Annotated in this window: 2 protein-coding genes; both read right to left on the minus strand. The window is 44.8% G+C overall.

Annotated features, from left to right (window positions below):
* Positions 1-241 precede the first annotated feature (241 nt).
* On the minus strand, positions 242-859 hold the full coding sequence (locus BM613_RS14515; RefSeq protein ID WP_109431858.1) for a helix-turn-helix domain-containing protein: 618 nt from the start codon (positions 857-859) through the stop codon (positions 242-244).
* Positions 852-1,327, minus strand: a 476-nt coding sequence (locus BM613_RS14520; protein ID WP_146192854.1) for a gamma-glutamylcyclotransferase family protein, incomplete at its 5' end; no start/stop codon positions are given. The genes BM613_RS14520 and BM613_RS14515, both read right to left, overlap by 8 nt.

A 1,327-nucleotide genomic window follows, 5' to 3' on the forward strand; every position in this document is an offset into this window, starting at 1 on the left:
AAAATGCCTCATCCTTCCCTGTGAACTCATGGCCAAAAACCTTGAATAGAACACCACGTGCCCCCCTTTTTCCAGAAAGTAAATGGATAAAGAGGAAATACGCCATATTCTATAAAAATCCTTCATTTCCAAGATCGAAAGATTGCATTTTTGCAATTTTTTCGTTTTATGCGATTCATAACAAACGAGCAGCTCACCAAAATCGACCATAAACGAAGAAAGGAAGAACAAGTAGTTATTTTCATTTTTCTTTATCCGATTGCTTGTCAACTTTATTAGCTTCTTTAATCCACGCTTTCCCGATTTCAAGCAGGTCAATCAACCGCTGTTTGGCCGTCTGATCCCGAATGTCAATCTCCTCCCCTCCAATGATCACTACTTCGCTTTGAAGGAGCAACGCACTGACATCTACGTAAAATTCACGCGATAATAACAACTCTCCCACATCACAGCCGTATACTTTGGCTAGTTTAGAAATCGTATCAAAACCAACCCCTCGCCTCTTCCCACTTTCGAGGAGGGAAATGGTCGATACGCTGAGTCCGGACCTTCGCGCCACCTCGTTCATCGATAGCTTTTTTTTCATCCGAATCGCACGTAGCCGATTTAAGTCAACCGCAAACTCGCGTTCAGGACGATTGTCGTATTTCTTTTTTCCTGTGTCCGGGAGCAATAATTCTTCCACGGGAATCCCTAACGCTCCCGCGATCTTTTCTGTTACTGCGTAACTCGGATTTTTCACCCGCCCTAATTCAACAGACGAAAGATAGGGGATGGAAACCCCTGCTGCTTGAGCCAGTTGCGAGATTTTCATCCCTTTTTCCTTTCTGATTTCTCTAAGTTTCGTACCATTAAACATACACTCCCTCCGTTCTTGCGAGCTTTCGAATCCGCTTTTTGTAGAAGCTTGGAATCGGCGAATCAAGTACGACGCCTAAATAATGAGTGGTCGGTGCAAGATGCGCACCCGGTTCTGTCATTTGATACGTGAACGCTTGCACTTTTTCGCCGTTCTCTGTAACAACGGAAACCTTGACCGCACGATAAACAAAAGGAGCGCCTTCTCGCCGATCTAACGCACGCAAGTCTCGTTCAGACGTAATCCGCCAAAGTACACCAATCACTTCCGCCCCGTTTTGCCTTTGAATGTTCCCAACGCCAGATGTACGAAACATGGATTGGCCTTGAAAAGTAAGCGTATAATTGGGCAGCGTTGCTGTCCCTACCAAATGAGCATTCGGGCATGTAGCAAGGAGACTTTTTGCATTCATGCAAGAACCATAGGCAAAGTACAATTGGTCAATCTTCTTGGCAATTTTCTTGGTTT

This window comes from Sulfoacidibacillus thermotolerans (genome assembly GCF_003144315.1).
In the GTDB taxonomy this organism is placed as follows: domain Bacteria; phylum Bacillota; class Bacilli; order Alicyclobacillales; family SLC66; genus Sulfoacidibacillus; species Sulfoacidibacillus thermotolerans.